Below are 17140 nucleotides of genomic sequence, written 5' to 3' on the forward strand. Positions count from 1 at the left end.
TTCGTCGTGCTCCCGGAAATTCCATGCGGATTTCATCGCGGACGCGCACCGCGCCTGTCGATCCCGGCAGTCCTGCGGCTACTCTGGCACGGTACGCGCGCGCCCCCGCAGGGCGCCGCGCATTCCGCCACCAGTGGACCGCGCCGCTCCCGGCCGGGCCACTCGGCACCCTTCGTAGGCCGGATCCGTCGACGTACCATGGCGCCGGAATCTGCAATGCCGCAGGCCCAGACCGAGGAGAGACCCGTGAGCGACCTTCGCACGCTGCGCAACTACATCAACGGTGAGTTCGTCGACGCGGCTGACGGCCGCACGCTCGACATCGTCGACCCGACCACGGGCGAGGTCTACGCGACGTCGCCGCTGTCCGGCGCCGCTGACGTGGACGCGGCCATGGCCTCGGCCGCCGCCGCCTTCCCGGTCTGGCGCGACGCCACCCCGAGCACCCGGCAGAAGCTGCTGCTCAAGATCGCCGACGCGGTCGAGGCCCGGGCCGACGAGATCGTCGACGCCGAGGTGCGCAACACCGGCAAGCCCCGCGCGCTGACCCTCTCCGAGGAGATCGGCCCGATGGTGGACCAGCTCCGCTTCTTCGCCGGTGCCGCCCGACTGCTGGAGGGCAAGGCCGCCGGCGAGTACATGGACGGCATGACCTCGATCATCCGCCGCGAGCCGGTCGGCGTCTGTGCCCAGGTCGCGCCGTGGAACTACCCGATGATGATGGCGGTCTGGAAGTTCGCCCCGGCCATCGCCGCGGGCAACACCGTGGTCCTCAAGCCCTCGGACACCACCCCGGCCTCCACCGTGCTGCTGGCCGAGATCATCGGCGGCGTCCTCAAGGACCTGGAGCTGCCGGCCGGCGTCTTCAACGTCATCTGCGGCGACCGCGAGTCCGGCAAGCTGATGGTCGAGCACCGCACCCCGGCGATGGCCTCCATCACCGGCTCCGTCCGGGCCGGCATCCAGGTCGCCGAGTCGGCCTCCAAGGACGTCAAGCGGGTCCACCTGGAGCTGGGCGGCAAGGCCCCGGTCGTGGTGTTCGAGGACGCCGACATCGCCGAGGCCGTCGAGGGCATCTCGGTGGCGGGCTACTTCAACGCCGGCCAGGACTGCACCGCCGCCACCCGCGTGCTGGTGCACGAGTCGATCCACGACGCCTTCGTCGAGGCACTGGCCAAGGCCGCGGCCGAGACCAAGACCGGCGGCGTGGACGACGAGGACGTGCTCTACGGCCCGCTGAACAACGCCAACCAGCTCAAGCAGGTGTCCGGCTTCATCGAGCGGCTGCCCGCCCACGCCAAGGTCGAGGCCGGCGGCCACCGGGTCGGCGACAAGGGCTACTTCTACGCCCCGACCGTCGTCTCCGGCCTGCTGCAGGACGACGAGATCATCCAGAACGAGGTCTTCGGCCCGGTCATCACCGTGCAGAAGTTCACCGACGAGGAGCAGGCCGTCGAGTACGCCAACGGCGTCGAGTTCGCGCTGGCCTCCTCGGTCTGGACCAAGGACCACGCCCGCGCCATGCGGATGTCCCGCCGCCTGGACTTCGGCTGCGTCTGGATCAACACCCACATCCCGCTGGTCGCCGAGATGCCGCACGGCGGCTTCAAGAAGTCCGGCTACGGCAAGGACCTGTCGGCGTACGGCTTCGAGGACTACACCCGGGTGAAGCACGTCATGACCGCGATCTAGCGGGTCATGGCCGTCGGGCGCAGGATGACCGCGATCTGATCAATCGGCTGAACTGACAAGGGGCCCGGGTCTTTTCGACCCGGGCCCTGTCGCTTTGCACCCTGTCGGCGGGTCGTGCGTCCGGCTGACAGGATGAAACTGCACTTCGGGGGCGCTCGGCCCTAGCCTTACCGGCATGAGCATCCCCACCGCTGACTCAGCCGCCGGAAAGGCGGTCAAGGCCGCCGACCGCGCGCACGTCTTCCACTCGTGGTCCGCCCAGGCGCTGATCGACCCCCTCGCGGTGGCCGGCGCCGAGGGCTCGCACTTCTGGGACTACGACGGCAACCGCTACCTCGACTTCTCCTCGCAGCTGGTGAACACCAACATCGGGCACCAGCACCCGAAGGTGGTCGCCGCGATCCAGGAGCAGGCGGCGAAGCTCTGCACGATCGCCCCCGGCTTCGCGGTCGAGGCGCGCAGCGAGGCGGCCCGGCTGATCGCCGAGCGCACCCCCGGCGACCTGGACAAGATCTTCTTCACCAACGGCGGCGCCGAGGCGGTCGAGAACGCCGTCCGGATGGCCCGGCTGCACACCGGCCGGCAGAAGGTGCTCTCCACCTACCGCTCGTACCACGGCGCCACCGCCAACGCGATCGCCCTCACCGGCGACCCGCGGCGCTGGGCCAACGAGACCGGCGTCTCCGGCGTGGTGCACTTCTGGGGCCCGTACGCCTACCGCTCCAACTTCCACGCCGAGGACGAGGCGCAGGAGTGCGAGCGCGCGCTGGTGCACCTGGAGCAGGTGATCGCCTTCGAGGGACCGGGCACGGTGGCCGCGGTCATCCTGGAGACGGTGGTCGGCACCGCCGGCATCCTGGTCCCGCCGCCGGGGTACCTGGCCGGGGTGCGGGAGATCTGCGACCGCCACGGGATCGTGTTCGTCCTGGACGAGGTGATGGCCGGCTTCGGCCGCACCGGCGAGTGGTTCGCCGCCGACCACTGGGGCGTGGTGCCGGACCTGCTGACCTTCGCCAAGGGCGTCAACTCCGGCTACGTCCCGCTGGGCGGCGTGGCGATCAGCGCCGAGATCGCCGCCACCTTCGCGGAGCGGCCGTTCCCCGGCGGGCTCACCTACTCGGGGCACCCGCTGGCCTGCGCCTCGGCGGTGGCCACCATCAACGCCATGGCGGAGGAGGGCATCGTCGAGAACGCCAAGCACATCGGCGAGACGGTGCTCGGCCCCGGCCTGCGCGAGCTGGCCGAGCGGCACCCCTCGATCGGCGAGGTGCGCGGCCTCGGCGTGTTCTGGGCGCTCGACCTGGTGAAGGACCGGGAGACCCGGGAGCCGCTCGTCCCCTACAACGCCGCGGGCGCCGCCAACGCGCCGATGGCCGAGCTGGCCGCCGCGTGCAAGCAGCGCGGGCTCTGGCCGTTCGTCAACATGAACCGCTTCCACGTCGTCCCGCCGTGCACCGTCACCGAGGAGGAGGCCAAGGCCGGCCTCGCGGTGCTGGACGAGGCGCTGTCGCTGGCCGACGCGCACACCGTCTGACGTACCTACCAGGACGGCCCCGGGCGCACCCGCGTGTTCCCGGGGCCGTTCCACGCTCCGGAAGGCCTCCCATGTCCCGCAGCTCCACCCTGCCCCGACGCTCCTCCCAAACCCCCGTCATCCGCCGGCGTTCGGTGCTCGGCGGGGCCGCGCTGCTCGGCGCCGGCACGCTGACCGGCTGCGGCATCCCGTCCGCGTACGTCGCCGAGGACCGCCGTTCGGCACCGGACCGCTCGGAGCACGACAAGCGGCTGAACTTCTCCAACTGGACGCAGTACATCGACACCGACGACCAGGGGAAGCGCCCGACCCTGGACGCGTTCAGCGAGAGGACCGGGATCGCGGTCACCTACACCGAGGACATCAACGACAACGACGAGTTCTTCGGCAAGATCAGCCCGGTGCTCACCCAGGGCGCCGACCCGGGCCGGGACCTGATGGTGATCAGCGACTGGATGGCCGGGCGGTACGTCTCGCTGGGCTGGGTGCAGGAGATGGACCGGGCCGGCCTGCCCAACGTCACCGCCAACCTGGACCCGCAGCTGGCGAACCCGGTCTTCGACCCGGGGCGCCGGCGCAGCGTGCCCTGGCAGTCCGGGATCACCGGCATCGCGTACAACCGCAAGGCGCTCGGCCGGGAGCTCAGGTCCACCGCCGACCTCTGGGCGCCCGACCTCAAGGGCCGGATCACGCTGTTCGCCGGGCTGGACGAGGCACTCGGGCTGCTGATGCTCTCCCAGGGCGCGGACATCGCGCGGTTCGGGGACGACGACGCGCACAAGGCGATGGACCTGGTGCAGAGGATGGTCGACACCGGGCACGTCCGCCGCTTCACCGGCAACGACTACACCAGCGACCTCGCCTCCGGCGCGGCGATCGCCTGCCAGGCCTACTCCGGTGACGCCGTCCAGCTCACCGCCGAGAACCCCGACATCGCCTTCGTGGTGCCGGAGGAGGGCGGCGAGCTGTGGGCGGAGAGCCTGATGATCCCCAACCGGGCCGTCCACAAGCGCAACGCCGAGCTGCTGGTCGACTACTACTACCAGCCCGAGGTGGCCGCCGAACTCGCCGCGGCCGTCCAGTACATCTGCCCGGTTCCGGCCGCCCGCGAGGTGCTGGCGGACAGCGGGGACAAGGACAAGGCCGAACTCGCCGAGAACCCGCTGGTGTTCCCGACCGAGGAGATGCGCGCCCGGCTGCGCAGCATGCGGGACGTCACCTCGGCCGAGCGGCCGGAGCTGCACAAGGTCTGGGGGCGCATCACCGGGGTGTGAGGGGTACCGGGGAGTGGCGCAGCCCGGCCCTACCGGCGCACGGCGTCCAGCGCGAGCAGGGCCACGTGCAGGGAGAGGCAGGACTCCACCTGGTCGAGGTCGACTCCGAGGATCCGCTCGACCTTGTGCAGCCGGTCGTAGAAGGACGGCCGGGACAGGTGGGCGGCGTCGGCCGCCGCCGACTTGTTCCGGCCCTGTTCCAGGTAGATCCGCAGCATCTGCACCAACTGGCCGTTGTGCTCGGCGTCGTGGGCCAGCAGCGGGCCCAACTCCCGCTCCACGTACGTCTGCAGGCGGGCGTCGTCGCGCAGCAGGTGGAGCAGGCCGCGCAGCCGGACGTCCGGCAGCCGGTAGTAGGAGGCGGTCCTGCCCCCGCCGGGCGCGTCGTGCAGGGCCGCGTCGGCGACCTGGGCGGCCTCCAGCAGGGTGCGCCGGGCGTCGCGGACCGAGCCGACCGAGGAGCCGACCGCGACGACCGGCCCCGGGGTGTCGGCGGGCTCCCGGCCGGACTCGGCGGACATCCGGCGCAGGGTGGCCGAGAAGGCCTCCAGCGCGGAGTGCTCGTCCTGCTGGGCGCCGAGCGCGATCAGCAGTCCGACGCCCTCGTCGTCCAGCGCGCCGACCAGGGCGGAGAGCCGGCTGGCCCGCACCGCGCCGGCCGCCAGCTCGGTGAAGTCGCGCAGCCGTGCCTGGGCCTCCAGTGCGGCCGGGATCGGCCCGCGGCGCTGGCGCAGCACCACGCCGACCAGCCGCCGGCCCTCCAGCGGGACGCCGAGCGCCTGGGCGCGCAGGGCCACCTCGGAGACGGTCAGCGCGTGGGTCAGGATGCCGGAGAGCAGGGTGCGGTGGGTCTGCCGCTCCAGGCTCTCCCGGTCGCGCACCACCAGCCGGTTGAGCGCCAGCGCGGAGGCGCCGCGCTCCAGCAGCATGGCGTGGGGGTGGGCCTCGCCCTCCGCCAACGGGCCCGGCTCCAGCACCAGGACCAGCCGGCCCCAGTCCTGGCCGCGGGCGCCGACGGTGGTCACCAGCCAGCCGCTGCGCGGGTCGTGGCCGGTGCGGCCGGGCGGGCGGACCCCGCGCGAGCGGCGCTCCCAGTCCTCCAGCAGCTCGGCCTCGGGGCGTCCGGCGCTGTCGTGGGCGAGCACCTGGTGGGCCAGGTTCTCCAGGACGACCGGCGCGCCCGCCATCCGGGCCACCTGGCGGATCACCTCGGGCGGCTCGGCGCCCTCGACCACCAGCTCGTTGAAGACCTGGTGGACCGATTCGGAGACCCGCAGCTGCTCCAGCTGGGCGTTCACCACCAGGGCGTGCACGGCCTCGGTGACGGCGACGAAGCGCACCTCGCGGCGGAGCGCGATCAGCGGCAGTCCGCGCTGCTCGGCGGCGTGCACCAGGGCGCGCGGGAGCGAGTCGAAGTAACGCCGGCCGAACTCGACCACCAGGCCGGCCACGCCGACCTCGTCCAGGTCGCGGACGTAGCGGGCCAGGCCCTCGCGGTCCTCGGGCAGCGCGATGCCGGTGGTCAGCACGAGCTCGCCGCCCTGCAGCACGCCGGCGACGTCGGGCAGCTCGCTGACGTGCACCCAGCGGACCGGTCGCTCCAGGCGGTCGGCGCCGGCCACGACCTGGGGCAGGCCGCGCCGCATCACCTCCAGGTCGAGCACACGGGCGACGGTGGGGAGCATCGCGGGCCTCCAGGGCGGGGGAGGTGGGAGGGGAGGGGGTGGAGGGGACAGAGTGTCAGGTGAATCATGCATCGTCGCGACGACCTGTTGCCCTGCGAGGAGCCTTGCACTCTGTAAGGCCCTTCGTGTCGAGACTGTCGAAGTGACCCTTGTCACGTCAACCCCGCAGTTGGCAAGGTCAGCGGGACCGCAGACCCCCACCGCGGAAGCGTTTCGCCGCAGCGCGGTCGAACCGCCGGCACTTGGAGGAACCCAGATGGACCTGACCGACTTCGGCGCGGGCGCGCAGTACATCGCGGGCCGTCAGGCCCGGGGGAGCGGCGAGCCCTTCCAGGTCGTCAACCCCGCCGACGGCACGGTGGTCGAAGAGGTCGCGCTGGCCACCGTCGGGGACGTGGACGCCGCCGTCGCCGCCGCGCGGGACGCCCTGCCCGGCTGGTCCTCGGCCACCCCGGGGGCCCGGTCCGAGGCGCTCACCCGGCTGGCCGCCGTCCTGGGCGCGACCGCCGACGACCTCGCCCGGGTGGAGACCGCGCAGACCGGCAAGCCGGTGAAGCTGGCGACCGAGTTCGACGTCCCCGGCACCGTCGACAACGCCGCGTTCTTCGCCGGCGCCGCCCGCAACCTGGAGGGCAAGGCGGCCGGCGAGTACTCCGGCGACCACACCTCCTACGTCCGGCGCGAGGCGATCGGCGTGGTCGGCTCGATCTCGCCGTGGAACTACCCGCTGCAGATGGCCGCCTGGAAGATCCTCCCGGCGATCACGGCGGGCAACACCATCGTCCTCAAGCCGGCCGAGCTGACCCCGCTGACCTCGGTGATGTTCGCCCGGGCCTGCACCGAGGCGGGCATCCCGGACGGCGTGGTCAACGTGGTCACCGGCGCCGGGCGCACCGCCGGCGAGCACCTGGTCGCCCACCCGGGGGTCGCGATGGTCTCCTTCACCGGCTCCACCGCCGTCGGCAGGCGGGTCGCCGAACTCGCCACCGCGAGCGTCAAGCGCACCCACCTGGAACTCGGCGGCAAGGCCCCGTTCGTGGTCTTCGACGACGCCGACCTGGACGCCGCGGTGCACGGCGCCGTCGCCGCCTCGCTGATCAACGGCGGCCAGGACTGCACCGCCGCCACCCGCGCGTACGTCCAGCGCCCGCTCTACGACGCCTTCGTGGCCGGCGTCGCCGAGCTCTTCGCGGCCGTCCGGATCGGCGACCCCCGCAATCCGCACACCGACCTCGGCCCGCTGGTCTCCTTCGCCCACCGGGACCGGGTGGCCGGGTTCGTCGAGCGCGCCCGCTCCTACGCCACCGTCGTCACCGGCGGCCCCGCATCGGACAAGGGCCATGACGGCTTCGACCTCACCCGGGGCGCCTACCACGCGCCGACCCTGATCACCGGCGCGGCCCAGGACAGCGAGGTGGTCCAGGGCGAGGTCTTCGGCCCGGTGCTGGTGGTGCTGCCCTTCGACGGCGACGACGAGGGCCTGCGGCTCGCCAACGACACCCCGTACGGCCTGGCCGCCTCCGCCTGGACGGGCAACGTGCACCGCTCGCTGCGCGCCACCCGGGAGATCGCCGCCGGGTGCGTCTGGGTCAACGACCACATCCCGATCATCAGCGAGATGCCGCACGGCGGCTACAAGGCGTCCGGTTACGGCAAGGACATGTCCCAGTACTCGCTGGACGAGTACACCCAGGTCAAGCACGTCATGTTCGACACCACCGCGGTGGCCCGCAAGGACTGGCACCGCACCGTCTTCGGAGACCGATAACCCCCCCCGCAGGCCCCGGGTGCTCCCCCCACGCACCCTTCTTCCCCCAGGAGGCCCGTTCCATGGCGTTCAAGGCGTTCAACGAGCTCACCGACGGTCTGCCCGAACCGGTCCGCAGGGCCTGGGAACGCAGTCTGACCAGCGGTCGGGCCGCGGTCGGCCGCCGCACCCTGCTGCGCGCCGCCGCCCTGACCGCCGGGGCGGGCACCCTGGCCGCCTGCGGCATCCCGGCCGCCCCCAGGACGACCGGTGACTCGACCGCCAACGCCGCCGAGGACCACTCGGGGAGCGAGAAGGAGGTCGACTTCTCCAACTGGCCGCTGTACATCGACACCGACGAGAAGGACAAGGAGAAGCACGGCACCCTGGACGCCTTCACCGCGGCCACCGGCATCAAGGTCAAGTACAACGAGGACATCAACGACAACGTCGAGTTCTTCGGCAAGGTCAAGCCGCAGCTGGCGGCCGGCCAGGACACCGGCCGCGACCTGGTGGTGCTCACCGACTGGATGGCCGCCCGGCTGATCCGGCTCGGCTGGGCGCAGAAGCTCGACCCGGCGAACGTCACCACCGCGATCACCAACGTCGAGGCCCGCTTCCGCGCCCCCGACTGGGACCCGGGCCGGCTCTACACCTACCCCTGGGCCGGCATCCAGACCGTCATCGCCTACAACCGGAAGGCGACCAAGGGCAAGGAGGTCACCAGCGTCGCCCAGCTGCTGGACGACCCCGAGCTCAAGGGCCGGGTCACCTTCCTCTCCGAGATGCGCGACAGCATCGGGATGGTCCTGCTCGACATGGACAAGGACCCGGCGAAGTTCACCGCCGACGACTACGCCGGTGCGATCGCCCGGATGCAGAAGGCCGTGGACGACAAGCAGATCCGCCGCTTCACCGGCAACGACTACGGCCAGGAGCTGTCCTCCGGGGACATCGCCGCCTGCGTCGCCTGGGGCGGCGACCTGATCCAACTGCGCGCCGACAACCCGGACATCGAGTTCGTCATCCCGGAGAAGGGCTACCTCGCCTCGACCGACAACATGCTGGTCCCGGCCAAGGCGCGGCACAAGGCGAACGCGGAGAAGTTGATCGACTTCTACTATCAGCCGAAGATCGCGGCGCAGCTGGTCGCGGGCATCGGCTACGTCTCCGCCGTCACCGGGATGAAGGACGAGCTCGCCACCCTCGCCCCGGACAGCGCGGCCAACCCGCTGGTCGTACCCACCCCCGAGATGGCGGTCAAGGCGCACGTGTTCCGCACCCTCACCGAGGGCGAGGAGAGCGACTTCGAGCAGAAGTTCTCCAAGCTCATCGGCGCCTGACCCCCACGCGTCCACCAGACACTGCCGGCAGAAAGACCCAGGAAGACACCCCATGACAGACCAGCTGCGCGCCGCGGCCGGTGGCGACGTCCGCCTCACCGGCATCGGCAAGACCTACGGCTCCTTCACCGCCGTCCACCCGCTCGACCTGACCGTGCCCCAGGGCTCCTTCTTCGCCCTGCTCGGCGCCTCCGGCTGCGGCAAGACCACCACCCTGCGCATGATCGCCGGCCTGGAGGAGCCCACCAGCGGCACCGTCCTGATCGGCGGCCAGGACGTCACCGCGCTGCCCCCGTACAAGCGCCCGGTCAACACCGTCTTCCAGAGCTACGCGCTCTTCCCGCACCTGGACATCTTCGAGAACGTCGCCTTCGGCCTGCGCCGGCGCGGCAAGAAGGACGTGAAGAAGCAGGTCGAGTCGATGCTGGAACTGGTCGAGCTCGGCCAGTACGCGCGGCGCAAGCCGCACCAGCTCTCCGGCGGCCAGCAGCAGCGCGTCGCGGTCGCCCGCGCCCTGATCAACCACCCCCAGGTGCTGCTGCTGGACGAGCCGCTCGGCGCCCTCGACCTCAAGCTGCGCCGCCAGATGCAGCTGGAGCTCAAGCGGATCCAGACCGAGGTCGGCATCACCTTCGTGCACGTCACCCACGACCAGGAGGAGGCCATGACGATGGCCGACACCATCGCGGTGATGAACGGCGGCCGGGTCGAGCAGCTCGGCGCGCCCGCCGACCTGTACGAGAACCCCGGCACCACCTTCGTGGCCAACTTCCTCGGCCAGTCCAACCTGCTCCCCGCCGAGGTCACCGGCGGCGCGGGCGAGGACCTGCTGCTCACGGTGGCCGGCACCCGGCTCGCGGTGCCGAGGGCGCGCTGCGCCACCGAGGCCAAGCGGGTCCACCTGGGCGTGCGCCCGGAGAAGATCACCATCAGCCACGCCTCCGAGCCGGTCGCCGAGGGCCGCAACCGGCTCGCCGGCACGGTGCTCGACTCCAGCTTCATCGGCGTCTCCACCCAGTACGTGGTGCGCACCGACGGCGGCCAGGAGGTCACCGTCTTCGAGCAGAACATGGAGCGCGACGCCCGGATCGTCCCCGGCGCCCCCGTGCAGCTGCACTGGAACCCGGCGCACTCCTTCGCCCTGGACGCCGCGCAGGCGATCGACGCGGGCACCGCGGAGGAGGCCGCATGACCACCACCACCCCGGCGGCCGCCCCCCGGGCCACGCCTCCGGACCGCAGTCCGCTCGGCGAACCCGCGCCGAAGCCGAGGCGCAAGCTCACCCCGTACTGGCTGCTGCTGCCCGGCATCGCCTGGCTGGTCGTCTTCTTCGCCGTGCCGATGGTCTACCAGGCGTCCACCTCGCTGCAGACCGGCTCGCTGGAGGCGGGCTTCAAGGTCACCTGGCACGTCTCCACCTACTGGGACGCCCTGGTCGAGTACAAGTGGCACTTCGTCCGCTCGTTCTCCTACGCGGCCATTGCCACCGTGCTCTGCCTGGCCATCGGCTACCCGCTGGCCTACACCATCGCCTTCAAGGCGAGCCGGCGCTGGCGCAACGTCATCCTGATCCTGGTCATCGCGCCGTTCTTCACCAGCTTCCTGATCCGCACGCTGGCCTGGAAGACCATCCTGTCCGACGGCGGTCCGGTGGTCGGCGCGCTCAACACCCTGCACGTCCTGGACCTCACCAACGCCGTCGGGCTCACCTCCGGCGACCGGGTGCTCGCCACCCCGCTGGCCGTGGTCTGCGGCCTCACCTACAACTTCCTGCCGTTCATGATCCTCCCGCTGTACACCTCGCTGGAGCGGATCGACCCCCGGCTGCACGAGGCGGCCGGCGACCTCTACGCCCGGCCGTTCACCACCTTCCGCAAGGTCACCTTCCCGATCTCGCTGCCGGGCGTGGTCGCGGGCACCCTGCTCACCTTCATCCCCGCCTCCGGCGACTACATCAACGCCCAGCTGCTCGGCTCGCCGAGCGAGCAGATGGTCGGCAACGGCATCCAGAAGCAGTTCCTGAACGTGCTCGACTACCCCACGGCGGCAGCGCTGAGCTTCATCCTGATGGCCCTGATCCTGGGCATGGTGACGGTCTACATGCGCAAGGCCGGGACGGAGGAACTGGTCTGATGTCCCGCATCCTGAAGTGGGTCCGCGCCCACCTGGTGGTCCTGGCCGGCCTGCTGGCCCTGGCCTACCTGGTGCTGCCCAACCTGGTCGTGCTGGCCTTCTCGTTCAACAAGCCGGTCGGCAAGTTCAACTACGAGTGGAACGAGTTCTCCACCGACGCCTGGACCAACCCCTGCGGCGTGGCCGACATGTGCCAGTCGCTCTCGCTCAGCCTGCAGATCGCGGTGCTCGCCACCATCGGCGCCACCGTGCTCGGCACCATGGTCGCCTTCGCGCTGGCCCGCTACCGCTTCCGCGGCCGCTCGGCCACCACCGCGATGATCTTCCTGCCGATGGCCATGCCCGAAGTCGTCATGGCCGCCTCGCTGGGGACGCTGTTCCTCAACATGCGCATCCCCTTCGGCTTCACCACCATCCTCATCGCCCACGTCATGTTCTGCCTGAGCTTCGTCGTGACGGCGGTCAAGGCCCGCGTGATGAGCATGGACCCGAGGCTCGAACAGGCCGCCCAGGACCTCTACGCGACCCCCGTCCAGACCTTCCTGCGGGTCACCCTCCCGCTGGCCGCCCCCGGCATCGCCGCCGGCGCGCTGCTCAGCTTCGCGCTCTCCTTCGACGACTTCATCATCACCCAGTTCAACTCGGGCCCGACCACGGTCACCTTCCCGATGTTCGTCTGGGGCGCCTCGCAGCGCGGCATCCCGGTGCAGGTGAACGTCATCGGCACCGCGATGTTCGCGGCCGCGGTCGCGCTGACCGTGGCCGGCCAGTGGCTCGGCAACCGCCGCAAGGCCACCGCCTGACGTACGGTCGGTCAGCGGTGGTACGTACCATCACCTATTCGTGGAAAGTGGCTGATAATGCATGGAATCCGCCCGCGCACTCAGTGACGCCAGGCCCACCCCCTTCTGGCTGGAGGATCCCGGCCGGCCCGATGCGCTGCCCGCCCTGGTCGGCGACACCACCTGCGACCTGCTGGTCGTCGGCGGCGGCTACTCCGGACTGTGGACCGCGCTCATCGCCAAGGAGCGCGACCCCTCGCTGGACGTCGTCCTGGTCGAGGGCAACGAGGTCGGGTGGGCCGCGTCCGGGCGCAACGGCGGATTCTGCGCGGCCAGCCTCACCCACGGCTTCGGCAACGGCCTGGAGCGCTGGCCCTCCGAACTCGCCCAGCTGGAACGCCTCGGCGCCGCCAACCTGGACGGCATCGAGGCCACCCTCAAGCGCTACGGCATCGACGCCGAGTGGGAGCGCACCGGCGAGATCGACGTCGCCACCCAGCCGCACCAGGTCGAGGAACTGCACGAGGTCGCCGAGGCCGTCGCCCGCTACGGCTTCGACCTCACCGTCCTGGACGCCGACCAGCTGCGCGCCGAGGTGAACTCGCCGACCTTCCTCGGCGGCCTCTGGGACAAGGACGGGGTGGCGATGGTCCACCCCGCCAAGCTCGCCTGGGGCCTCAAGGAGGCCTGCCTGGGCCTGGGCGTCCGGATCTTCGAGCACACCCGGGCCACCGAGCTGCGCGAGCACGGCAGCGGCACGGCCGCCCGCACCCCGTACGGCCGGGTCTTCGCCCGCAGGGTCGCGCTCGGCACCAACGTCTTCCCGTCCCTGCTCAAGCGCGTCCGTCCGTACGTCGTCCCCGTGTACGACTACGCCCTGATGACCGAGCCGCTCAGCGACGAGCAGCTCGCCTCGATCGGCTGGCGCGGCCGGCAGGGGCTCGGCGACAGCGCCAACAAGTTCCACTACTTCCGGCTGTCCGCCGACAACCGGATCCTCTGGGGCGGCTACGACGCCGTCTACCACTACGGCGGCCACGTCCGGCACGAGTACGACCAGCGCCCGGAGACCTTCCGCACCCTGGCCAACCACTTCTTCCGCTGCTTCCCGCAGCTGGAGGGGCTGCGCTTCACCAACGCCTGGGGCGGCGCCATCGACACCTGCAGCCGGTTCTCGGCCTTCTTCGACACCGCCTACCGGGGCAAGGTCGCCTACGCCGTCGGCTACACCGGGCTCGGCGTCGGCGCCACCCGCTTCGGGGCCGAGGTGATGCTCGACCTGCTGGCCGGCGAGCGCACCGAGCGCACCTCGCTGGACATGGTGCGCTCCAAGCCGCTGCCGTTCCCGCCCGAACCGGTGCGCTGGGCCGGGATCGAGATCACCACCCGCTCGCTGGAGCACGCCGACCGCAACGGCGGCCACCGCAACCTCTGGCTGCGCACCCTCGACCGGATGGGGCTCGGCTTCGACAGCTGACCGCCACCGATCGGGGGTATCTCCCGCGACCCGTGTAAGAGGGACCCGCCGTCCGCCTCTCCTCGGTGACGGCGGGTCTCGCACTCCCGCCGCGTCCGACCGTAGGAAACGGCGAGGAGCGGGGACACGACATGGAGAGCACCGGACTGCACTGGCTCGCCCAGGTGGCAGCGGACCCGGAGGACTTCCGGGAGCAGTGGGAACGCACCGGGCTGGGCCTGGTCCTGCTACCGGCCGGGCGCCGCTGGGACGTCCTCGCCGTCCCCGGGCGGCTCGGGCGACCGGCACTGGACGTGCTGGACACCGGCTTCTGCGGCCCGGTCCTCACCGACTTCGGCGAGGAGCACGTCAGCTTCCTGGTGCCCGTCGGCACCGCCGCCCGCTGGGTCGGCACCGGGGTGCGCTGCGCGGGGGAGGGCACCTGGATCGTCGTCCCGCACCCCCGGCGCCGCAGCCGGGGCGTGCGCTGGCTGGTGCCGCCCGACGGGTCCGGGCGGCTCAACGACCCGGTGCTGCTGGAGCTGGCCCTGCACGAGGCGGCGGCCGGGCTCGGCGGCCGGTAGCGCGGGGGGCCGTGGGCGCCGGTGGCGGGTCGCGGGTGGCGGGTCGCGGGCGGGTCGCGGTGGCGAGCGCCGGTTCGCGGGCGCTTGGCGGGTGGCAGCGCGCGGGGCGGGCGCCCGGGCCAGACTGGAGGCGTGACCACCGCCCCGCACGCCGTCGACGCCTCCCTCCGGCCGGGCCCCGCCCAGCTGCGCCTGGCCGCCCTCGCCGAGCCCGTCTGCACCCGGTACGGGCTGGCGCTGGCCGGCGGGCACGCGCTGCGCGCCCACGGGGTCCCGGCCTGCCGGCAGGACGGACTCACCCTGGCCACCGGCGGCGCCGACCTGCCCGAGGTGGCCGCCGCACTGACCGGGGCGTACCGCGCGGCGGGCGGCGGGGTCGCCGAGCGGCCCGGCACGCCGCGGCTGGAACAGCTGACCGTACGGCTGGCGCTGGGCGGGCGGACCCACTCGGTGGAGCTGCGGAAGGAGCCGCTCGGCCACCGGCCGGTCCGGCTGGACTTCGGCGCCCCGGAGGCGGACGGGCCCCCGTTGGTGCTGCCGGTGGTGGCCCTGGAGGACGCGGCCGCGCTCACCACCGCGCTGCTGGTCGACCGGGGCATGCCGCGGGACCTGATCGACGTGCACGCCCTCACCCGCAACTACCGTGAGGGGGAACTGCTCGCCCTGGCCGCCGAGTTGGACCCGGACTTCCAGCCGAGCGGGCTCGCCGACCGGCTGGAGACGCTGGCCGAGGCGGCGGACGGCCGGTTCCGTGCCCGCGGTGTCGAGGCCGGCGCCGTGGACGGGCTCAAGCGGTGGGCGCTGGCCTGGGCGCAGGACCTGCGGCTGGACCTGCTGGAGACCCAGGAGGCGGCGGACGGGCTGCACGACCCGTACCTGGAGGACGAGGAGTCCTGAGCCGCCCGGGCCGTGGCCCCACCCGTTCGGCGCAGCGACCGGACGACCTGTAAGGCTGAATCCGCGATCCCCGTCAGCCTGTTCGTTGAGCCGCACTCCGGAGGCGACCAGACTGGGGGACGAGCGCGGTAGCCCCGTGAATTCCGTCGCCCGACCCTCTCGCGGGCGGCGCCAGACCGGACCGGTGGCAGGACGCCGCCCGGGACTTCGGAGGCAGACGGACTTGAGCAAGCACATCACCCACTGGATCGGCGGCCGGTCGGTCGCCACCGCCGGTGCGGCGCCCCGCCGCGGCGACATCTTCGACCCGGCCACCGGCCAGGTCGCCGGCCAGGTCGACTTCGCCGGGATCGCCGAGGTCGACCAGGCCGTGGCCGCCGCCGCCTCGGCCTTCGCCGAGTGGCGCACCGCCTCGGTGGCCCGGCGCAGCACGGTGCTCTTCGCCTTCCGCGAGCTGCTGAACGCCCGCCGGGACGAGCTCGCCGAGATCATCGTGTCCGAGCACGGCAAGGTGCACTCGGACGCGCTGGGCGAGATCGCCCGCGGCCTGGAGGTCGTCGAGTACGCCTGCGGCATCCCGCAGCTGGTCAAGGGCGGCTTCACCGAGCAGGCCTCCACCGGCATCGACGTCTACTCGATCCGCCAGCCGCTCGGCCCGGTCGCGATCATCTCGCCGTTCAACTTCCCGGCCATGGTGCCGATGTGGTTCTTCCCGATCGCCATCGCGGCCGGCAACACCGTCGTGGTGAAGCCCTCCGAGAAGGACCCGTCCGCGGCCAACTTCCTGGCCGGGCTGTGGAAGGAGGCCGGCCTGCCGGACGGCGTCTTCAACGTCGTGCACGGCGACAAGGTGGCCGTCGACCGCCTGCTGGAGCACCCGGACGTCAAGTCCGTCAGCTTCGTCGGCTCCACCCCGATCGCCCGCTACGTGTACGAGACCGGCACCCGCTACGGCAAGCGCGTCCAGGCCCTCGGCGGCGCGAAGAACCACATGCTGGTGCTGCCCGACGCCGACCTCGACCTCGCCGCCGACGCCGCCGTCAACGCCGGCTTCGGCGCGGCCGGCGAGCGCTGCATGGCGGTCTCCGTCCTGGTCGCCGTCGACCCGATCGGCGACGAGCTGGTCGACAAGATCAAGCAGCGGATCGCCACCCTGAAGGTCGGCCCCGGCTGCAACGGCGACTCCGAGATGGGCCCGCTGGTCACCGGCCAGCACCGTGACAAGGTCACCTCCTACGTGGAGTCCGGCCTCGCCGACGGCGCCGAGCTCGCCGTGGACGGCCGCAAGCACCCGGTCACCGCCGAGGACAGGAACGGCAGCCCGACCGCCGACGGCTTCTGGCTCGGCCCCACGCTGTTCGACCACGTGAAGCCCGGCATGTCCGTCTACAACGACGAGATCTTCGGCCCGGTCCTCTCCGTCGTGCGCGTCGCCTCCTACGACGAGGGCCTGGCGCTCATCAACGCCAACCCGTACGGCAACGGGACCGCCCTCTTCACCAACGACGGCGGCGCGGCCCGGCGCTTCCAGTTCGAGGTGGAGGTCGGCATGGTCGGCATCAACGTGCCGATCCCGGTGCCGGTCGCCTACTACTCCTTCGGCGGCTGGAAGGCCTCGCTGTTCGGCGACGCCCACGCGTACGGCCCCGACGGCGTCCAGTTCTTCACCCGCGGCAAGGCCGTGACCCAGCGCTGGCTGGACCCCTCGCACGGCGGCATCAACCTCGGCTTCCCCACCAACAGCTGAGCCCGCAGGGCTCGCCGAGCTCTCGCACCGGGCAGGCCGGACCCCTCTCCCCGGGGTCCGGCCTGCCCCCTTTTGCAGGCCGTTTGCATCCGGACTCAGATGCGCGTACAGTTCTTCGAGCTGCCCGAAAGGGAGCACCGGACACGCGACTGCGCGGACGGTCCCGAGGCAGCCAATCCCTTGAATCACCACTTCCGGTTCGTGCCGGTCGTTTCGCTTTTACGCGTCTCGGCTCGGTGCTTATTCGGCGTGCGCTGTTTATCGGA

The 17140-nt window shown here is 71.9% G+C and carries 13 protein-coding genes; 12 read left to right on the forward strand and 1 reads right to left on the reverse strand.

All coding sequences use genetic code 11. The annotated features are described in order from the left end of the window. Positions 1 to 216: 216 nt before the first annotated feature. The 3 genes from ACFC1T_RS24590 to ACFC1T_RS24600 all read left to right on the forward strand — a co-directional run bounded on the left by ACFC1T_RS24590 (position 217) and on the right by ACFC1T_RS24600 (position 4500). Positions 217 to 1692: a gamma-aminobutyraldehyde dehydrogenase gene (locus ACFC1T_RS24590; RefSeq protein WP_375891804.1), complete on the forward strand. Its 1476-nt coding sequence runs from the start codon at positions 217 to 219 to the stop codon at positions 1690 to 1692. Positions 1693 to 1867: 175 nt separating this feature from the next. Further along, on the forward strand, positions 1868 to 3226 hold the full coding sequence (locus ACFC1T_RS24595; RefSeq protein ID WP_375891805.1) for an aspartate aminotransferase family protein: 1359 nt from the start codon (positions 1868 to 1870) through the stop codon (positions 3224 to 3226). A 71-nt stretch (positions 3227 to 3297) separates the two neighbouring features. After that, the gene (locus tag ACFC1T_RS24600; protein WP_375891806.1) at positions 3298 to 4500 is read left to right on the forward strand and encodes a spermidine/putrescine ABC transporter substrate-binding protein; all 1203 of its coding nucleotides are present in this window, start codon (positions 3298 to 3300) and stop codon (positions 4498 to 4500) included. A 29-nt stretch (positions 4501 to 4529) separates the two neighbouring features. On the opposite strand, the gene ACFC1T_RS24605 is transcribed toward ACFC1T_RS24600, so the two are convergent. Beyond that, positions 4530 to 6185 (reverse strand): PucR family transcriptional regulator, encoded by a 1656-nt coding sequence (locus ACFC1T_RS24605; protein WP_375891807.1) that lies wholly within the window; start codon positions 6183 to 6185, stop codon positions 4530 to 4532. 256 nt (positions 6186 to 6441) lie between these two features. Here ACFC1T_RS24605 and ACFC1T_RS24610 point away from each other — a divergent pair, with 256 nt between their 5' ends. From ACFC1T_RS24610 to ACFC1T_RS24650, 9 genes are all read left to right on the forward strand, one after another. Next, positions 6442 to 7953 carry a gamma-aminobutyraldehyde dehydrogenase gene (locus tag ACFC1T_RS24610; protein WP_375891809.1) on the forward strand — a complete coding sequence of 504 codons (1512 nt, stop codon included), beginning with the start codon at positions 6442 to 6444 and terminating at the stop codon, positions 7951 to 7953. Between the two features lie 62 nt (positions 7954 to 8015). Beyond that, positions 8016 to 9275 carry a spermidine/putrescine ABC transporter substrate-binding protein gene (locus ACFC1T_RS24615; RefSeq protein WP_375891811.1) on the forward strand — a complete coding sequence of 420 codons (1260 nt, stop codon included), beginning with the start codon at positions 8016 to 8018 and terminating at the stop codon, positions 9273 to 9275. A 52-nt stretch (positions 9276 to 9327) separates the two neighbouring features. Then, positions 9328 to 10467: an ABC transporter ATP-binding protein gene (locus tag ACFC1T_RS24620; RefSeq protein WP_375891812.1), complete on the forward strand. Its 1140-nt coding sequence runs from the start codon at positions 9328 to 9330 to the stop codon at positions 10465 to 10467. Continuing rightward, positions 10464 to 11408: an ABC transporter permease gene (locus tag ACFC1T_RS24625; protein ID WP_375891814.1), complete on the forward strand. Its 945-nt coding sequence runs from the start codon at positions 10464 to 10466 to the stop codon at positions 11406 to 11408. Before ACFC1T_RS24620 ends, ACFC1T_RS24625 begins: the two co-directional genes overlap by 4 nt. Beyond that, positions 11408 to 12211, forward strand: coding sequence for an ABC transporter permease (locus ACFC1T_RS24630; RefSeq protein WP_375891815.1), 804 nt, complete (start codon positions 11408 to 11410; stop codon positions 12209 to 12211). Before ACFC1T_RS24625 ends, ACFC1T_RS24630 begins: the two co-directional genes overlap by 1 nt. A gap of 61 nt (positions 12212 to 12272) precedes the next feature. Continuing rightward, positions 12273 to 13667 (forward strand): NAD(P)/FAD-dependent oxidoreductase, encoded by a 1395-nt coding sequence (locus ACFC1T_RS24635; RefSeq protein WP_375891816.1) that lies wholly within the window; start codon positions 12273 to 12275, stop codon positions 13665 to 13667. A gap of 131 nt (positions 13668 to 13798) precedes the next feature. Continuing rightward, complete coding sequence (locus ACFC1T_RS24640) at positions 13799 to 14230, forward strand: hypothetical protein (protein ID WP_375891818.1); 432 nt, start codon at positions 13799 to 13801, stop codon at positions 14228 to 14230. A gap of 132 nt (positions 14231 to 14362) precedes the next feature. Continuing rightward, a complete protein-coding gene (locus ACFC1T_RS24645; RefSeq protein WP_375891819.1) occupies positions 14363 to 15127 on the forward strand; it encodes a nucleotidyl transferase AbiEii/AbiGii toxin family protein in 765 nt (254 codons plus the stop codon). Between the two features lie 223 nt (positions 15128 to 15350). Then, the gene (locus tag ACFC1T_RS24650; RefSeq protein WP_375891820.1) at positions 15351 to 16874 is read left to right on the forward strand and encodes a CoA-acylating methylmalonate-semialdehyde dehydrogenase; all 1524 of its coding nucleotides are present in this window, start codon (positions 15351 to 15353) and stop codon (positions 16872 to 16874) included. Positions 16875 to 17140 lie beyond the last annotated feature (266 nt).

The sequence above is a fragment of the Kitasatospora sp. NPDC056076 genome, from assembly GCF_042266305.1.
Classification (GTDB): domain Bacteria; phylum Actinomycetota; class Actinomycetes; order Streptomycetales; family Streptomycetaceae; genus Kitasatospora.

Bases quoted from the DNA above. Each gene is read 5' to 3' on its own strand.
- ACFC1T_RS24640 (WP_375891818.1), top strand. From the start codon at position 13,799: ATGGAGAGCACCGGACTGCACTGGCTCGCCCAGGTGGCAGCGGACCCG.
- ACFC1T_RS24600 (WP_375891806.1), top strand. From the start codon at position 3,298: ATGTCCCGCAGCTCCACCCTGCCCCGACGCTCCTCCCAAACCCCCGTC.
- ACFC1T_RS24605 (WP_375891807.1), bottom strand. From the start codon at position 6,185: ATGCTCCCCACCGTCGCCCGTGTGCTCGACCTGGAGGTGATGCGGCGC.
- ACFC1T_RS24590 (WP_375891804.1), top strand. From the start codon at position 217: ATGCCGCAGGCCCAGACCGAGGAGAGACCCGTGAGCGACCTTCGCACG.
- ACFC1T_RS24615 (WP_375891811.1), top strand. From the start codon at position 8,016: ATGGCGTTCAAGGCGTTCAACGAGCTCACCGACGGTCTGCCCGAACCG.
- ACFC1T_RS24635 (WP_375891816.1), top strand. From the start codon at position 12,273: ATGGAATCCGCCCGCGCACTCAGTGACGCCAGGCCCACCCCCTTCTGG.
- ACFC1T_RS24595 (WP_375891805.1), top strand. From the start codon at position 1,868: ATGAGCATCCCCACCGCTGACTCAGCCGCCGGAAAGGCGGTCAAGGCC.
- ACFC1T_RS24620 (WP_375891812.1), top strand. From the start codon at position 9,328: ATGACAGACCAGCTGCGCGCCGCGGCCGGTGGCGACGTCCGCCTCACC.
- ACFC1T_RS24630 (WP_375891815.1), top strand. From the start codon at position 11,408: ATGTCCCGCATCCTGAAGTGGGTCCGCGCCCACCTGGTGGTCCTGGCC.
- ACFC1T_RS24625 (WP_375891814.1), top strand. From the start codon at position 10,464: ATGACCACCACCACCCCGGCGGCCGCCCCCCGGGCCACGCCTCCGGAC.
- ACFC1T_RS24610 (WP_375891809.1), top strand. From the start codon at position 6,442: ATGGACCTGACCGACTTCGGCGCGGGCGCGCAGTACATCGCGGGCCGT.